The 17,864-nt window shown below is 39.6% G+C and carries 10 protein-coding genes, 1 pseudogene and 1 riboswitch; all 11 genes and pseudogenes read right to left on the reverse strand.

The window, feature by feature from the left end; genetic code table 11:
• Positions 1-38: 38 nt before the first annotated feature.
• Entirely contained in the window at positions 39-1,337 is a 1,299-nt protein-coding gene (locus H8Z82_RS03240; RefSeq protein WP_186994224.1) for an SANT/Myb-like DNA-binding domain-containing protein, read from the reverse strand.
• Between the two features lie 60 nt (positions 1,338-1,397).
• Positions 1,398-1,553, reverse strand: a complete 156-nt coding sequence (locus H8Z82_RS03245; RefSeq protein ID WP_019161812.1) for a hypothetical protein — start codon at positions 1,551-1,553, stop codon at positions 1,398-1,400.
• A 371-nt stretch (positions 1,554-1,924) separates the two neighbouring features.
• On the reverse strand, positions 1,925-4,423 hold the full coding sequence (locus tag H8Z82_RS03250; RefSeq protein ID WP_186994225.1) for a hybrid sensor histidine kinase/response regulator: 2,499 nt from the start codon (positions 4,421-4,423) through the stop codon (positions 1,925-1,927).
• A 145-nt stretch (positions 4,424-4,568) separates the two neighbouring features.
• Positions 4,569-4,823 (reverse strand): annotated as a pseudogene (locus tag H8Z82_RS03255) (response regulator); the annotation flags it as partial.
• Between the two features lie 28 nt (positions 4,824-4,851).
• Positions 4,852-6,351 (reverse strand): HD domain-containing phosphohydrolase, encoded by a 1,500-nt coding sequence (locus H8Z82_RS03260; protein WP_186994227.1) that lies wholly within the window; start codon positions 6,349-6,351, stop codon positions 4,852-4,854.
• A 233-nt stretch (positions 6,352-6,584) separates the two neighbouring features.
• Positions 6,585-9,413: a transporter substrate-binding domain-containing protein gene (locus H8Z82_RS03265; protein WP_186994228.1), complete on the reverse strand. Its 2,829-nt coding sequence runs from the start codon at positions 9,411-9,413 to the stop codon at positions 6,585-6,587.
• Positions 9,414-9,517: 104 nt separating this feature from the next.
• Positions 9,518-11,662 carry an ATP-binding protein gene (locus H8Z82_RS03270; RefSeq protein ID WP_186994229.1) on the reverse strand — a complete coding sequence of 715 codons (2,145 nt, stop codon included), beginning with the start codon at positions 11,660-11,662 and terminating at the stop codon, positions 9,518-9,520.
• Positions 11,663-11,808: 146 nt separating this feature from the next.
• Positions 11,809-13,653, reverse strand: a complete 1,845-nt coding sequence (locus H8Z82_RS03275) for an ABC transporter substrate-binding protein (protein ID WP_186994230.1) — start codon at positions 13,651-13,653, stop codon at positions 11,809-11,811.
• 235 nt (positions 13,654-13,888) lie between these two features.
• Positions 13,889-13,964, reverse strand: a riboswitch (cyclic di-GMP riboswitch).
• An 832-nt stretch (positions 13,965-14,796) separates the two neighbouring features.
• Entirely contained in the window at positions 14,797-15,444 is a 648-nt protein-coding gene (locus H8Z82_RS03280) for an esterase (RefSeq protein ID WP_186994231.1), read from the reverse strand.
• A 454-nt stretch (positions 15,445-15,898) separates the two neighbouring features.
• Positions 15,899-16,747 carry a rhamnulose-1-phosphate aldolase gene (gene rhaD, locus H8Z82_RS03285; RefSeq protein WP_019161823.1) on the reverse strand — a complete coding sequence of 283 codons (849 nt, stop codon included), beginning with the start codon at positions 16,745-16,747 and terminating at the stop codon, positions 15,899-15,901.
• A gap of 305 nt (positions 16,748-17,052) precedes the next feature.
• Positions 17,053-17,853, reverse strand: a complete 801-nt coding sequence (gene thiD, locus H8Z82_RS03290) for a bifunctional hydroxymethylpyrimidine kinase/phosphomethylpyrimidine kinase (protein ID WP_019161824.1) — start codon at positions 17,851-17,853, stop codon at positions 17,053-17,055.
• Positions 17,854-17,864: the final 11 nt, after the last annotated feature.

Genomic DNA, 17,864 nt, shown 5'->3' on the forward strand with positions numbered 1-17,864 from the left:
GGTATCTCAGAATCACACAGTAAAAATAATCGTGCATTCTATCGTCTGTTTTCTTTGCTTTCATAAAAATGCAGGAAATAAATCAGGTAACATCCTGCTATCAGTCTGAAAATATCGTCTTCTATCTCTTTTTCGCTGCTGTCTAAAGTAATTTTGTTTCTTTCTATCTGAAGCCCCATTGTATCCGCAAGATTCTCAATCTGCTGTCTGTCATATTCTTTTTCATCCAAAAGAACAGAATCCTCATAAACCCTGAATTTCCCGGTTTCATCACATTCCAGTGTCAGATGCAGTTCAGGGAGTTTTCCGGGTTTAAAGGTTATCTCACTATATGTCATAGATTGCCTTACTTTTGTGATCCCCTGTTTCACTGCCAGTATGATCCATTCATCCAATACAGGTCCTTTATACATAGGCAGTCCATATTGCAGATGTAATTGGGCGGCCTTGCTGATGCAGGCATTTCTGGTACGGTTATTCAGACGTTTATAAACATTGCCGCCCTCAACCGGGTAGTATTTCTTCAATATCTTCTCTTCGGCTTTTGTCCATGGATCAATGGTTTTCCTGCTTAATCCCAGAATCATTGCTCTGTATTTGCATGCCTGAAGAGATCTTTCAGGCATGAGAGTATGCACATATCCGGCACCTTTTTCTTCATAATATCGGGTAATGATCGCATCCTCTTCCTGTGTCCACGGAAGTCTGTTATTCTCTGATCTGACATTTAAGTACTTAGCTCTGGACTGACAGGCAGTCAGAGTTCTCCCTTCCAATCGTTCTGCTACTTTCCTGCCTTCCGCTTTGTAATATGTTCTTATAATTTCATCTTCTTCTGCAGTCCATTCTTTTCTTCCCTGTATGCAGAGACCTAATTTGGCAGCTCTTTTACTACATGCCTCTTTGGATCTTCCCTCCAGTCTTTTCTGAACTTCAGCACCTTCTGTCGGATAATAATTCCTCAGAATTTCATCTTCGCTGCTGCTCCATTTTCTGTTTGCCCCGGAATAAGTAAGTCCTAATGCAGCAGCTCTTCCTCTGCAGGATTCTGCAGATCTCTGATTTAAGCGATAACGTACCTTACTGCCCTCCACAGCATAATACTCCCTCAGTATTTTATCCTCTGCTTCTGTCCATAATCTGACATATTTAACATCATTCTGTACGATTGCTGAAGAAGAAATGTTTTTGGATATTTCCATTTTTGATGCCTGGACCCTGCAACTTTTTGCAGTTCTTCCGGATAATCTTTCACAGACCTGATCTCCTTCTGTGGGATAGTACTTTCTTAATATTTCGATTTCATCGGCTGTCCATCTTTTTTTCGTATTTGCCATGTCTTACACCTGTTTTATATATTATGTAAAGCGGACATTCGCAATCCGCTTCGCTACTTCTTACTTTTCGTAACCTTCGCAGAAGAATTTTGCAGTATTGGATGTACTCAGAGTTACAATATCTTTCTGGATATTACCGTGCAGTTTTGGGGAAATCCGTCCATGATCCAGCATCTTGTCATTAATCATTGTCAATACAACCTGTTCCAATGTCATAAGCATGCCTCCTGTTCTATTTGTTATAATGTGCAATTTGACATAGAACTATCCAGCGGTAATATGGTGAATTTTATAAAATTATTATAACTGATTCAAAGATAACTGTTTTTGAGACGAAAAAAGCCAGCTATCACAAAGCAGCAGCGAAAAAAAAGACACCCACAGTTAATTTCGAACCCTGTGAGTGTCCAAAAGCGAAAGGAATAATGATAATATCAAGAAGCCTGAATAAAAAACGCAAAAAAGCCTACCGAATCTTATTTTTTATCTGTCATTATTCCCGCAACCGATACTGCAATAGATGTCCAGGTGATTGCAATTTCAATGAAAAATGCCTGAATAGAACAGGAAATAGAAATACATATTTATTATCCATTTATGCTGTTGTTCTTCCCATTCTGTAAGCTTTCCTGTTTTTCCAATACAGAAAGAATGACCGCTTCCATTTTCTCAATATCAATGGGTTTTGCAATGTGTCCATTCATGCCGGCATCAAATGCTCTTTTCCTGTCTTCTGCAAAGGCATTTGCTGTCATGGCAATGATCGGGATTTCTGCCTTCGTCTTATCATTTAAATGCCGGATACACTGTGCTGCCTGATAGCCATCCATATTTGGCATCTGGATATCCATAAGTATCAGATCATAAGTTCCCGGTGACATCTGCGCTACCTTGTTCACGCACTGAATTCCATCTTCCACACGCTCGATAATAATCCCAGTTTCTTCCAGAATCGTCACTGCAATTTCCGCATTCAGATCATTATCCTCCGCCAGCAGAACATGCTTTCCGCGCAGGTTTTCTCCCATATCAGATTCATCTGCTGTTTCTGTCTTCTCATTGTAATATTTTTGGTCAGCTATTTTATGCATCAGCGTAAACGTAAATACGGTCCCTTTTCCCAGTTCGCTTTCCACTTCAATACTGCCGCCCATCAGATCGACCATTCGCTTCACGATTGGCATTCCAAGACCGGTTCCTCCGACTTTTCCAGTGGTTGTATTATGTTCACGGCTGAATGGTTCAAATAACGTTGGAAGATATTCTTTGCTCATGCCAATACCGGTATCTTTTATCTCAACTTTTACCTTTACATATCCTTCTTTTTCACATGGCAATTCTTCTACTGTGATCGTTACATTCCCACCTCTGGGCGTATATTTCATAGCATTACTGACAAGATTCACATAGATTTCCCTGATTTTCGTACTGTCACACAGGATATTTCTATGTGTAACCTGCATGCTGGCACTTAGATGAATTCCTCTTTCTTCCGCTTCAGATGCAAATGTACTTATGATTTCGTCTACTACCTCGCCGACAATTTCATAATTTTCATCTACTTTCATCTTGCCGCTTTCAATCCGGGCCATATCAAGTACATTATTGATGATGGACAATAGCAGTTTCCCGGATTGTTCAATTTTTTTCTGATAATCCAGTTGCTTCGGTTCTGTCAGCAGCGGTTTCATCAGCTGGTTATATCCCAGGATCACATTCATTGGCGTACGGATGTCATGGGACATATTATTCAGAAATTCCGTTTTAGCTTTATTTGCATTTTCTGCGGCAGCATATGCTTTTTTCAGCTTTTCCTCCTGCATACGCTCTTTTTTTATGAGACTGTCAATATTTCTTGTTCCGACTACAGCCACCCTTGCTCCGTCTTTTTTCTTTACGTATGTCACTCTTACCTGATGATAATTGATCTCCGTTTCCGACTTAAACTCGTATGTCATGGAATAATCCTCTTCCTGTGAACGCAGAGTTTCCAGACCCAGCTGCTTTTCAAATTCTCCGTTAGTGTTATTAGATACCATCGTCTCGGCATAAGAAGGAATTATTTTTGACCATCTGTTATCACATTTTCTGCAAAAATCTGAAATAATCTTTCCATTTTCTTCAGACTCGCGATAAGAAAATACCCGATCTTTATCCAGTTCTACTGCCAGAACAGAAAAATATTCTTTTCCAAGACCTTCGATGATCTCTCTTTGAAGCTCTATCTCCTGTTCTTTTTTAATGATTTCATCTACAGAACGGAAACCGAGGATGATCTTAAAATGATCTTCCTCATTGGATAAACGTACTGCGTTTGCCAAAAAATGTCTGGAACCACTCCCATTTGGTATGGTCTTATAATAAATCTCTATACTGTCCTTCTCTTTTAGTTCTTCCATAAGATACTCCGGCAAAAGTTTTTCCAGATACCCCGGAGCAGAATCTTTAATCAGGATATTTTCAAAAAAATACCGGACTCTCTCTGAATAGCAGTTACTTCCACGAACTAACTTTTGCTTTTCTTCAGGGTCATTGTGCGTAAAGGTATCCCCTTTTACAACTTCAAATGTATCCTGCTTTAAATCGCACAAAAGTATCGTTGGATAATCTCTGGATAAAGCTGATAATATCCGGTTACGTTCGTTCAGAATCTTGTTGCTGTCTTCCAGTTTCTTATGCCGTTCCACGAAAGATGTCATATCTTGGCAGACACTGATAATAGCCAGTTTCCCATCCTCTGTCCGTATGACTTTTCCTTTATCAACCGTCCAGAACCAGGAGCCGTCTTTTCGCGGCATACGATATGTGGTCTCATAGGTTAATCCCTCATAATACTCATCCCCGATATCCTTTATGACCTGTTCTCTGTCATCGGGATGAATCGTATTAATCACTTTTCCGTCAATTGCTTCAACCATTTCTTCCACTGCATCGTAACCAAGCATCCGTGCCATTTCTTCATTGGCATAGTAAACCGGAAACTCATTCTCACAATATCCACCGATCAGTCCCCTGGTTTTCCCCATGATCATAAAATCTGTCAGCATCTCTTTTTGTACCTTGTCTGGTATTATTAACTGTTTCATATTCCTCAACCCTGTATCCTTCAGCTTAATTTTTTGTGCAGATGTAGTAATCTATAGCAATCCTCGTAAATAATGCATTTAAGACAGTTCAGCAGGATTTCACACTCTGATGGGCTGGATTAAGATGCATTATTTTAGAGGATTGCTATAATACCGCCACATAACAGAGGATTCTTCTTCTCTCATGGATTGGTATCTCTTTTGTATCTTTACGGTTCAATGTCCTTATCTGTCTGGTTGCTTCTAATCCATCCATTACCGGCATCATAATATCCATAAAAATAAAATCAAATCTGCCCGGAACTGACTGGGAAACAATATCCACAGCCTCCTCGCCATTTTCTGCCGTAGTCACAACCATCTTTTCATCTTCCAGCAGCATTTTTGCAATTTCCAGATTTAGCTCATTATCCTAAATTTGCATTTTTCTATTTTACAGTATCAAAATATCCAATAATTCCAATATAGCCATCTTTTTTTAATGGAGTCCACAATGTGTGCAGTTTCAGATTATACATTTGTCTTTTGTTTTCAAGCCTTGCTTTTATCTGTAATGAAATTTCTTTATTCTTTATCGAGGTCTGTTCCAACAAATCTATGATATTTTGAATATCTTCTTCACTCACTTCAAACACTTTGAATACATCAATTCCCGAATCATCTCTCTGGTATATTATCTTCTGTTTTTCATTTATTATAGTTAATTGGCCCGAACTTGCATTGTAATCAATCGAATTTATGCCACTGTTCGATTTAAAGAAATCAATTTTCTCCTGCATGACCTTGACAAGACTCTGTGTATAAATCTGGTTCGGTAAGGATTTATCACTGAGTATTTCATTCGAAAGTCTCTGTGCTTCATGATAATATTTATTATCATCCATCTCTTTACCAAGCATTTTTGAAAGCTGAGTACTCAGTTCTTTCAAACACTTAAGGAGGATGGGATTAAACTGACCGCATTGCCCATCCAGGATCATTTGAATCGCTGTATCATGATCAAATGCTTTCTTGTAACACCTTTCACTGGTGAGTGCATCATAAACATCAACAATCGATACCACCTGCGCGGAGATTGGTATTTCTTCACCTTTTAAGCCATCCGGATAGCCCTTTCCGTCCCATCTTTCATGGTGCCACCTGCAGATTTCCCATGCGGTATGTACCAGTGGATGATTTTGCGGAAAGTCCATATCCTTAATTATAGCTGCACCAAGCTCACTATGGGTTTTCATAATCTTAAATTCTTCATCTGTAAGTCTGCCTGGTTTATTCAATATTCCTTCCGGAATACGAATCTTACCAATATCATGAAGGGAAGAAACAGTTGTAATCAAAGCAATATCTGCCTCTGTCAAAGGATAAGCATCTGTTACTTTTACCAGTTGTCTCAGCATCATCTCCGTTGCTGTTTTAATATGCAGGATGTGTTCTCTGCTCTCGCTGTTACGGGATCCCAATATATTACTCATAATCCGGATCATGATATTATTATTTTCTTCTTTTTCGTAAACCTGATTATAAACCACATTTATCAGATGCTTTTGGTTCATATAGAGGCCCAAAGTATTCTGAACTCTTTTCTTTACAATCACAGAATCAAACGGTCGTGTGATATAATCTGTGATTCCCAGCTCATATGCTTTACGCATAGTATCAACAGCATCTTCAGAAGATATCATGATTACAGGAGTTTCAGCAATACACTGGCTTCTTTTCACTATTTTCAAGACTTCAAAACCATTCATCTGTGGCATATTGATATCCAAAAGCATCAGATCAATTCCAATATTTTCTCCTATCATCTGGATTGCCTGATTACCATTTTCAGCTTCCAGATAGTTATAAGCATCTCCAAGAATCTCCTTCAATATGTCCCTGTTTAATTTTGAATCATCTACAATCAGGATTTTTTGTCTTTTATCCATATTTTTTATTACCTTTATCCACTCGTTTTTTATGATGTTCCAAGCACTTGATCCAAGACAGAAAGTTATGTCGCATCACTTAATGCTACAGTCCCTTCTTTATTCTTTCAATCGTCATCTCATATACTTCTGGTACTTTTTCCAATGTCTGTTTTAACTGTATATAACTCTCGCATTGTCATATTTTAGTCCTCCTGTCAATTGTATTCCACTAATTCATGAACCTCTGCTAATCAATTATATACATACCTTATAATCGTTTTTATAACTTCATCAATCACAATCGGCTTTGACAAATGTGCGTTCATTCCTGCATCCAGTGATGCCTGAACATCTTCTGCAAATGAATTAGCTGTCATTGCTATAATAGGAATGTTTTTTCCATCCGGTCTGTCATTCATTGCCCTGATTGCTTTTGTCGCTTCATAACCATTCATTTCAGGCATCATGACATCCATCAGGATTACATCAAATGTACCTTTCGGATGATTTCTGAAAATCTCAACAGCATTCTTTCCATCCACAGCTCTTTCTACATTCATCCCGAACTCTTCCAACTGCACGGCAGCAATCTCTGCATTTAGTTCATTATCCTCTGCAAGAAGGACATTCACACCTGTAAGATTCACCTTTTCAGAAATACCTGTGTCTGACTTATTACATTCCTTATCTGTAATTTCCAAAGGAATATCCACAGTAAATGTGGTTCCCTCATGCTTTTTACTCTGCACGGAAATGGTTCCACCCATCATATCTACATACTTCTTTACGATAGCCATCCCCAGTCCAACTCCATGGTACTGCGTTCTCACACCGGAATCTTCCTGTGCAAATTCCTCAAAAACTTCTTTTGTAAATTCCTCACTCATGCCAATACCAGTATCCGAAATGCGGTAACGCATATTTATATATCCATCCCCGCCCTTTTCCTGACACCGGGCTTCAAATGTAATCGTCCCTCCATCCGGAGTGAATTTCACGGCATTGCTCAGAATATTGACCAGCACATCACGCAGGCGTGCAGGATCCACAAGTACATTTGGAATCTTTGCTTCTTCACGCTGAATCTTAAAGTTGATATCCCTGTTCGTAAGAAAACCTTTTGTAATATCCAATGCAGAATCTGTAATGTTTTTCACATCCGCCGGTACCGGATTGTAATTCACTTTTCCACTTTCGATGCGGGTCAGATCTAATATATCATTGATCAGCGACAGTAAATGCTCTGAGCTTTCGTCAATCTTTTCCAGACAATTTTTCACTTTGTCTGACGGATTGTTTTTCATTGCAATACCGGCAAATCCTATGATTGCATTCATCGGTGTCCTCATATCATGGGACATATGTGACAGAAATGCTGTTTTTGCCTTGTCTGCAGCCTGTGCATGCTCTGCCAATTCCGCCATTTTCTCAGCTTTCTCCTGGGCCGCCTTCTGAGCTTTTTTTCTTGCACTGAGACGCCCCATTGTCACAGCCATAGTAGTCAGCAGCCATCCAAAAATAAGAAGAACCCAAACAGTAACAACAGGATGCAGACGTATCCAGTCAACTAATGTCAGCTCTGTTGCTTTGTATGTGGTATACTGTACTGCAAGATCTTCAACAAGATTTTGGGGCATGGCATACATTGCTTTCGTCAGAATACCAGCCAGCGCATGGTTCTCAGTTGATGAAATTACCATGCGGTAGGTGAATGTAGGCTGTTCCAGCAGAGTATATGTCATGGTGCCCGTAGTGTCACTGTTCACAAACGCCTGTGCCATGTAATAGTAGACGAAGGCAGCATCTACTTTACCCTCACGGACAGCTTCCATCATTTCCTGTCGGGTACTGCACATCAGTTTTTCTGCACCGGGTGCCATTGCATCTTCAATTGAATTAGATGCTGTCTGGTCAACAGTAGCAACAACATTAATTTTTCCATCAAAGTCACGCCGTGTCACCCTTGCCAGTTGCATCGTAATGAAAGGTGCAGTAATCCCCCATTTTTTCGTCTCAGCATAGTTATCTGTTTCCAGGCGCGCATCGATGCTCATATCTGTGGTTTCCTTATTTTTCTGATAAGCAATATACTCATCTCTGGTGGCAGGTGTAAGAAACTCATAGGAAATCCCGGCATAGTCTGCAATTTTCCGGAAGTAATCCGGGATAATACCCTTCATCTCACCATTTTCATTATAAGAATATGGATAACGGGTCGGATCACACAGAACATGCAGCGGGTTGTCCTTGGAATACTGTGAAATAATACTTTTTTCTTTCTCCGTATATTCCAGATTCTTAGTTTCTATGCTTTCATAATTTTTATTAGAAAGTGTCGTTTTCCAGTCACCCTCAACTGCATTCATCTGGTCGATTGCATAATTGATCTCATTCAGCAATTCTGTATTACCTTTTTTAACAATGACATAGAAATCGCTGCTGTCAAATTTATCCACGATACGCTCATTGTTTGTTTTTCTCATAGAAGTGGCAGCAATAGCATCAACATTTCCGCTCTGAAGAGCTTCCTCCATCTCTGCTGTCGTATCAAAATAAAATGGATCATATGTAAATCCTTTATTGCCTGCAAAATCCGCAAACTCTTTATCTCGTGTGCTTCCGTTCAAAAGTGCCACACGCATACCGTTGTAAGTACTGTAATTGCCATCCACAATCGTGCTGTTGTCACTGCGGACGGTCAGAATCCCATTATTGGTTCCGATCGGACGTGAAAAATCAAACTTTTCTTCTCTTTCCGGTGTTTTGCGGGGAGATGTTACCATATCAATCTCGCCATTTTCAAGCATCTGCTGCATATCATCCCAGCTCTTATCATATCCGACATATTCGTAATCTACATCCCAATAACGGGCCATCAGCCGAAGAAAATCATAGCCATACCCGCTGCGGTTGCCTTCTTCATCCATCACATGATAACCATCCATGGCAAAGAAACCGACTTTGACAGTTTCATGCTGCGAACTGTCCTCGGCTGCATATGCAGTCTGGGGAGAAAATATCATACACACGCATACAAAAGCCAGTAATACTGCTACATATTTCTTTGCTCTCGAAATCATATTAAATCTCCTGTCTGTCTGTCAAATATATTTCTCTATACATCTCCTTGTCAACCTCCTGGTTTAATAAAATTGACTGCCGCATCAAATCCATTTGTCACTGTTCAATGACCTGCGGTTCGGTACCCCCCCCCACCAGATTTTATGCTTCTGATCATCTTTTTCAGCACCTTCATCTCAACCGGTTTTGAAACATGCGCATTCATACCGGCTGCCAGAGAATGCTGAATGTCCTCTGAAAATGCATTGGCAGTCATGGCAATGATAGGAATCGTCTTTGCCAGTTTATGGGAACTTCTGCGGATTGCTTTCGTTGCCTCATAACCATTCATAACAGGCATCTGCACATCCATCAGGATCATGTCATAATCCCCTGGAGCAGACTGTTCAAATGCTTTCAAAATCTCTTCGCCATTTTCACAGATAGTACATTCCGCACCTTCAATCTTTAACAGTTCTGTCAGGATCTCTGCGTTCAGCTCATTATCCTCTGCACACAGGAATCTCATTCCCTGAAGGATATTTCCATCCTGCTCATCTGTTTCTTCTTGTGCTGCCAGAGCGGCCGTTCTATCCTCTGCAATTTTCAGATCCATGAGAATCTCAAAACAGCTTCCCTGTCCCAGTTCACTTTCCACATCAATGGTACCTCCCATTGCCTCAACCAGGTTCTTAGTAATCGCCATTCCAAGTCCGGTTCCCTGTATTTTGTTTGTAAGGGAACTTTCCGCACGGGTAAACGCATCAAAAATTGTATCCTTGAAATCTGACGACATTCCCATACCATTGTCACAGACTAAAAAGCGGTACTTTGCATAGACAGATGACTTTGTCTCACATTCTTCTACAAAGAACTGAATTTTCCCACCTTCCTGGGTATACTTCACTGCATTGGAAAGCAGGTTGCTGAAAATCTGCATCAGGTGAACCTGATCCCCATTCACCCACTCATGCTGAATATTTTCTTTTATGATTGTAAGGGTCTGCTGCTTTTCATATATTTGAGAATGAAATATAGTGTCGAGTTCCTGCATAAAATCCAGAATAGAAAAGTCAGAATACTTGAAGACTGTTTTTCCTGCCTCAATCTTACTCATATCCAAAACATCATTAATAATTCCTAACAGATGCTGTGATGAAATATCTATTTTATCTGCATACTCTATAACTTTTGCTTTATTACCTGCATCATGTCTGATCAAAGATGTAATACCAATGATTGCATTCATAGGTGTACGAATATCATGTGACATATTAGACAGGAAATCCGTTTTCGCCTTATTTGCATTTTCAGCTGTCTGTAAAGCCTCTGTTGCAACGTTCTTTGCCTTTTTCAGTTTTTGATTGACTACTTCCATTTCCTTCATTGTTTGTAAATGAAGTTCATTATTTCTTTTTTCATATTCTGCTTTTTGATCTGCAAGACTAAGTCTGGAAATACTGTAGAATAATCCGGCAAAAAGCAAAAATATAAAACCTGCCATGAGTATTGTTGTAAACAACACCGTTTTCTGGTAATCCCTCAGCACATTGTCAACAACTCCCTTTGCCACAATGCATACCAAAATGGTGTTGTTGCTTTCTATCGGGCAATACCCCAGATAATAGGGGTTCTGTTTTCCCAAAAGTGCAACTCCGGATTCTCTGTTATCAAACTTCTTTTTGAACAAATCAGCCTCTTCTTCTGTAATAGCCTGTTCCCCTTTTAAATGTTTTAACAAAGAATAATTACGCAGGTATTTATCACCACCCTGGTTCGTATACGTAATATTTCCGTCATTATCCAGCATGAACAAATATGCTTTCCCATCATAACCTTTCAGTTTTAACATGGAATCCAGTTTCGAATGATCGTACACCGTTCCAATTGCCGTATAAGTTTTCCCATCGATAGTGTATTCCTGACATGGAATCGCAACCAGATAACCGTCTTTTTTCTTCTGATCATAATCAAGACGCACCAGTTTTCCAATATTGTATCCATTCTTTAAGTCCAGCAGAAGTTTACTGGGCATATCAATCCGCATTTTTGTTCCACCTGCTGATATTGCCTGACCATTTTCCTGAAGGAATATAAGGGTACTTTCCGATTCTTTTTCCCATGCTTCAAAGAAACTTTTGTTCACATCCGTTTCAAGAGACAGCTCCCTTTCATGAAGTAAAAATTCCTCAACCAACTGTAGCTGGCTGTAGTATCCACTCACTTGAAGATCATAGGTCTGCTGTATCTGTTCAACAACAGCTCTCATACTGCTTTTTCCATTTTCGCTGATATACTTGCTAGACTTACTTATAAAATACTTTATACAAACTAAGCTTAAAAGAATAATAAGTAGTATAAGCAACAGCCTTGTTATTTTTTTTCTTTTATTTACCGTTTGTTCTATCTCCACTTTTACTGTTCAACCTCTATATAATCTTCCGGTGCTGACGGCTGCTGTCCTTTTGACATTGCTTCGATCCATGCACTTGATAATGTTGTATCTTTAAGCTGCTCAATCTCACATTCCGGATTTATTTTTTTCAAAACAGACATTGTGGTGTCTGTAAGAAGAATCGAGTATTCCTTTTCTTTGTCTATTTTCTTATCATTAACTGTCAAGTCCTTTAACGAAAATCCACTTTCCTCTTGACTGACGATCATTTTCATACCGGATGCAATTGGTAATTCGTATTTATTGGTTACATAAAAATTCTCATCCGCATCGGCGAGATAATTTTCCACGAGTTCATAAACCTGTTTACCATTGATTTTTGCAACATATAATGCTGTATCCGAACTCTTCGCAGTCATCATGCCAACCCGGCTACTGGTGCATTCTCCTTTGTACATAGAAGAAGTGAAATAATAATATGGTGCCAGAGCCAGCTGTGCATCATTTTCTTCTCTGATCGTAGTTAAAATGGAAGATGCTGCATCACGGCTATTTCTATCGTTCAGTGAAATGGAATATTCATTTTCAAAATTCACCGTTGCTTTTTCTTCTGGATCTTTACGATTCATTACACTGCGAAAAGTGTCATAAGCCTGTGTTTCATCCATTTCCCCTGACAGTAATCCGTGAACAGCCTCAAGACTTGCATCAAATGATTTTTGAGCGGAATATCGGATATAAACAGCATTATTTTTAATTTCATCTTCCAGTCCAGGCACATCCTGCATCATGGTTGGAACATCTGTATTCAATGAAATAACACCGCTTCCATCCGCAATCAGCTTTTGCCCCTCTTCTGAAATCATACAATCCAGCACATCCAGCGCAGTATCCAGTTTCTCCCGGTCTTTTTCCAGGTTTTTGTTAAATGCAATGTTTAATGACGGAGTCATGTACACATAGGATTCATCCGATGTCTGTGAAAAGTAAGGAATACGGATCAGCTCCGCATCCATCTGTTTCTGCAGCTGCTGCATAACCGTCGGATGTCCATGAAACATTGCTGATTTTCCCTCCGCAAACATCTGGGTTCCTGTATTGATGTCAATATTGATATCTTCTTTACCAAAGTACGAGTCTTTAAGAAACTGACTGGTTTCTGAAAAAATACGTTTCCATAATGCATCATCAAACTTTACTTCATCCACTGCAGTTTCTGCACCGTTTCGCCATTCAATACCATCCAGGCTTGTAAACTCACCGATTGCCGCCGCCTGGATGATTTCATTATTAGACCAGTCTTCACCAAGATCCATGGAATACGGTTTTATGCCATTATCATAAAACTGCTGACAGGCCTGTACATATTCCGCATAATTTTCTGGGATCTTTACGCCATACTGATCAAACAGTGTTTTGTTGGCAATGATCGTCTGCGGAATACCACAGATTGGCAGCCACTGAATTTCATCCTCCTCATTCTTATAATATTGCACCGCATAAGAATAGTACTTGGAAACAACATCATAAGAAGCAAAATCCATAAGATAAGGCTGTAAGTCCTGTGCATCTGTTCCAGAGAATCGACGTACTGTTATGATATCCGGTAATTCATCATGTTCTTTAAAATAACTGTATAAATCGGTATCATTGTTACCAATAATAAATTCAATATCCTGATCAGGAAACTGTTCATGGATATAGGGTGCAATATTTTTCATCAAACGATTTTCCCACAGATAAACGGTAAGATGATCATCATTTTTAGATACTTCTTTCTTTGACTGTCCACATCCAGACAAGACAGCAGTTGCTACAAGTACACCTGACACCACTGCAATCAGACAATGTTTTGCCTTTTTCATACTTTTGTTTTCCTCATTCTTTCCTGATAAAGTCATTATTGTTACGTCTATGAAATAACACCACAAGAAAGAATCCTGCAAGCAGGATTCTTTCTTGCGATGGGTCGCTTCAGCGACATAATTCCTCTCCGTCGCAGTGCGATCCTGCCCGGAGGGCTTTTTTATGTTATAGGAACATTACGGAGTAATTTCCTATAACATAAAAAACACTGTCAAACAGACAGTGCACCTCATTTCATGCAACTGGCTGCCATTTTAAAGGCCCTGTAGCTTTGCGTCCCAGACTTTCATCTGGTTTGCCGATTTCCTTATTATAGCTTTTAAACTTATGCCAAAAACTGGTTTTATTATACTATAGCGCTCTACTGTACACAAGAAAAACATTACCGTTTTAATGCCCGAAAACAAAAAAAGAACAGCCGATATATACATCGAACCGTTCTCCTACTTCCGAAGTCCACGCAACATTGACATCACTAATACTAATTATCAATTTGGCAAACATACAATTCCATCAAAAAACATATTTGTAAATAAAAAATGAAGATACTTTCGTTTCCGCAAAAGTCATTTTCGATTATATTATTTTCATGATATCACAGTCAATAGTATCTGTCACATAAAAGTCATGAATTTTTTCATATGACTGGTTATAAAAGCATGGAGGAACTATTCAGACTTACTCAAAAAGGTTCCACAATCTGATCCGCAAAGATGAGCAGCAACAGATAGAAACAAGCATCTGGAAACAGATCGACAGCGGCAATGAAAATGACTATATTCACTTTCATCTTCGAAAAGCTGACGGAACTTACCTTTCTGTACTTGACCATGGAAGAATCGTAGAAAGCCAGCAATACGGAAGAGTATTTTATGTATTGTTCATGGATTGGGAAGATATGCATATTCGTTACAGTGATAAATTTTCTGAATAATAAATATTACAAAAAAGAAAATCCGGTTCATATTTTTAATCCGAATAGAATTATTTTATCTACAAAAGGCACCAGCCAGCTTATCGACTGATGCCTTTATATTTTGCATGTGATCAACACTTAAGCAAGCGTCCTCACTTCGATCAGATTTCCATTACGTTCATAGTCCCCTGTGAATAGACTTTCTCGAATCGATCATTTTTCCCATTTAAACACCCTCCGGTTTTAAATTATATTTTTTCTCCTGATTTAATATCCAGGCAAATGCTTTTGCTGTTCTCATATCCGGCTCCCGGTAATGATTACCCGAATTCCATTCCAATGTACAATCTACGCCGCATTTCTTAAGCCAATCATACCCGCTCCGGATGCAGTTTCCGACCTGTGCCATAACCGGATTTCTCGTCTTTTCCTCTTTGTCACCCAGACTCAGATAAACAGTTTTGCTCTTAATTTCATGTTCCCTCATATAATCAATAAATCCAGGAAACCAGACGGACGGAGATATCGCAGCAATTCCTGTAAACACATCGGTTTGGTATGCTGTCCATAAGGAAAACAGTCCTGCCAAAGAATAACCGCCAATATAGTATTTTTTCTTATCTGAACAAAGCGTCAGTATTTTCTCCAGCGTTTTAACTGCTCCTCCACCAAAACCGCCATCCTTAAATACAGCCGGTGCCTTCCACGGCGAAAGCTCATCGTTCCAGTCATCAATTTCCACCGCAATATATTTGAAATCCGCGGAAGTTAACCTATGTATTTCCCTTACCTCGTTTTCTACCCATGAAAGTTCGTGTTTTCCGACAGGTTGGATCAGAACAGTGTCCGATTTTCCAAATTCATATGTTTTCATCCATGCCTCCATCACACTTTAATTGATATCTACAGTATATCATTTTGCAGTATTACAATCAATGCATGAAACGCAATACCTACATGTTTGTCAGCAGGATTATGGTTTTTACTCCGCGGATGAACTGCTCCCCGTCTCTTTTCTGTCTCTTTTTTAAACCTTGTATTTTCAGGGTTTCTGTACTATAATGAAGATCAGAAAGAGATTATTACATCAAAATACTACTATAATTTTCTGTTGAAAAATCAAATCATCTCCCATCAACCTGGAAATTCAGGGAGAGTTGTTCTGATAATATTATGAAAAAGATGATCGAAGCCCAGGAAAGACAGATGTCCAGTGGTTCTCAGGGTGGACAGTACTAATCAGATAAGAACCTCATAGTTGAGGAACTGACGAAAGAAAACCGATGGTGATGATTGAAAAACAACAGTCAAAGCCATCGGTTTTATTTTTAGGCATTTATTTTATTTGTGTCTTTTTCATACAGAAATTCTTCCGGTAATGTAACCTTAAAGTCCCTGGCCAGTGCACGGAAATTATCAGGTGTGATAGTCTGGAGTTTTGTTGGTGACATGGACAAAATCTTTACCAGGATCTCTGCAGATTTCTCTACTGTATGAAGCAGACCAAAGGTAAGATCAAAGTCCTCACCGGAACAGAACATTCCATGATGTGCCCAGATAACAACATCATATTTCTTCATTAACTCAGCTGTCTTTACCGCAATCTCCCGTCCGCCCGGTACCATCCATCCTACTACACCTACACCATCAGGAAATACTACCGGACACTCTGTGGCAGATTCCCACAGTTCTCTGGTAAATACTTTATCATCCAGAGGCAGCACAAAAGTCAGGGCAATAGTATTCGTTGTATGGGCATGATAGATAACACGATGTCTGCCGTTTGTCAGTTTCTTTTTCACCTCATGATTCATCAGATGGGTAGGTAACTCACTGGTAGGCCTGCCGCCTTCTACCAGTCCCCAGCGTACTCTGTAATTAACACCTTTATCATCCAGTTCAATAATAGCCAGGCATACCTCCGGATCCTCGATAATATTTCGGAAATATTTGCCGCTTCCCGTTACCAGGAAAAACTCTCCTGCCAGTCCCGGTACTTCTGTTCCAATAGGTTTCCATTCTCCGCTCTCATTTAGACGGGGACGAATCATCTCAACTTCCTCCGGTTTCAGACGATAACTCAGATTACCACCATTTCTCTCATGCCAGCCCTGCAGGTAGCCATCGTTTGCCATTTTAATAAATCCCCGTACAAATTTTGAATCTAAAATTTTCATGATCGTTTCCTCCGCTCTTCATCCATCATATAATAATTGACCTGTTTTGATGTTGTTGTTTTTTGCCGTTATTTAAATGTGGTTTTGTTTGGTTTTACTAGGTATAAATTGTTTTTTTCTTGCTTACAAGCTTATTATATATGGTTTTATGTGGTTTGTAAAGCATTTATTTTAAAAAACACCTCATAATCCCACATCTATCGCAGAAGCATTTTTTGTGCATAATGCATACTCATATCATTTATATATTATGCAGATTGCGGGAATGAGTTTTTTATAGAAAAAACAGCAGCCACAGGAATTCATCACTGTACGTATTTGCCTGTAATTGCAAAGCCATGATCCATAGGTCCGCTTCCGGCACCCAGATCCAGCATGGCAGACAGAGCACCTGAAATGTAGTCCTTTGCCCGTTCTACAGAGGTTGGCAGATCATAACCCTTAGCCAGATTGGCTGCAATAGCGGAGGAAAGGGTACATCCGGTTCCATGTGTATTGGGATTATCAATACGTTTTCCCTCAAACCAACGATAGCCGTCTTTAAAGTACAGCAGATCATTGGCATCATTTAGCTGATGCCCACCTTTACATAAAACAGCACACTGATACTGCTGTGCAATCTGCCTGGCTGCTTCAATCATATCTTCCCCAGTACAGATTTTCATGCCGGTGAGCACTTCTGCCTCCGGGATATTCGGAGTCAGAACAGCAGCCAGGGGAAATAGCTCCTGTTTTAGAGTATCAACCGCATCCTCACTGATCAGTCTTGCCCCACTGGTTGCTACCATAACAGGGTCTACTACAATATTCCGAGCCTGATACTCTTTCAATTTCCGGGCTATTACAGAAATCAGTTCACGATCTGATACCATTCCGATTTTCACTGCATCAGGAAAAATATCTGTAAACACACTGTCCAGCTCCTGTTCCAGAAACTCCGGTGTTGCATTGAAAATAGCAGATACACCTGTGGTATTCTGAGCTGTCAGTGCAGTAATCGCACTCATGGCATAGACACCGTTTGCCATCATGGTCTTAATATCTGCCTGGATACCGGCACCTCCGCTGGAATCACTTCCTGCAATTGTTAAAGCTGTTTTTCTCATTTTTATCTTTC

Origin of the sequence: Blautia difficilis, assembly GCF_014297245.1 — a bacterium.
GTDB lineage: Bacteria > Bacillota > Clostridia > Lachnospirales > Lachnospiraceae > Blautia_A > Blautia_A difficilis.

Coding starts and splice junctions, on each gene's coding strand:
- thiD (WP_019161824.1), bottom strand. CDS start 17,853: ATGAGAAAAACAGCTTTAACAATTGCAGGAAGTGATTCCAGCGGAGGT.
- H8Z82_RS03270 (WP_186994229.1), bottom strand. CDS start 11,662: ATGAGAGCTGTTGTTGAACAGATACAGCAGACCTATGATCTTCAAGTG.
- H8Z82_RS03240 (WP_186994224.1), bottom strand. CDS start 1,337: ATGGCAAATACGAAAAAAAGATGGACAGCCGATGAAATCGAAATATTA.
- H8Z82_RS03245 (WP_019161812.1), bottom strand. CDS start 1,553: ATGACATTGGAACAGGTTGTATTGACAATGATTAATGACAAGATGCTG.
- H8Z82_RS03280 (WP_186994231.1), bottom strand. CDS start 15,444: ATGAAAACATATGAATTTGGAAAATCGGACACTGTTCTGATCCAACCT.
- H8Z82_RS03260 (WP_186994227.1), bottom strand. CDS start 6,351: ATGGATAAAAGACAAAAAATCCTGATTGTAGATGATTCAAAATTAAAC.
- H8Z82_RS03275 (WP_186994230.1), bottom strand. CDS start 13,653: ATGAAAAAGGCAAAACATTGTCTGATTGCAGTGGTGTCAGGTGTACTT.
- H8Z82_RS03250 (WP_186994225.1), bottom strand. CDS start 4,423: ATGAAACAGTTAATAATACCAGACAAGGTACAAAAAGAGATGCTGACA.
- H8Z82_RS03265 (WP_186994228.1), bottom strand. CDS start 9,413: ATGATTTCGAGAGCAAAGAAATATGTAGCAGTATTACTGGCTTTTGTA.
- rhaD (WP_019161823.1), bottom strand. CDS start 16,747: ATGAAAATTTTAGATTCAAAATTTGTACGGGGATTTATTAAAATGGCA.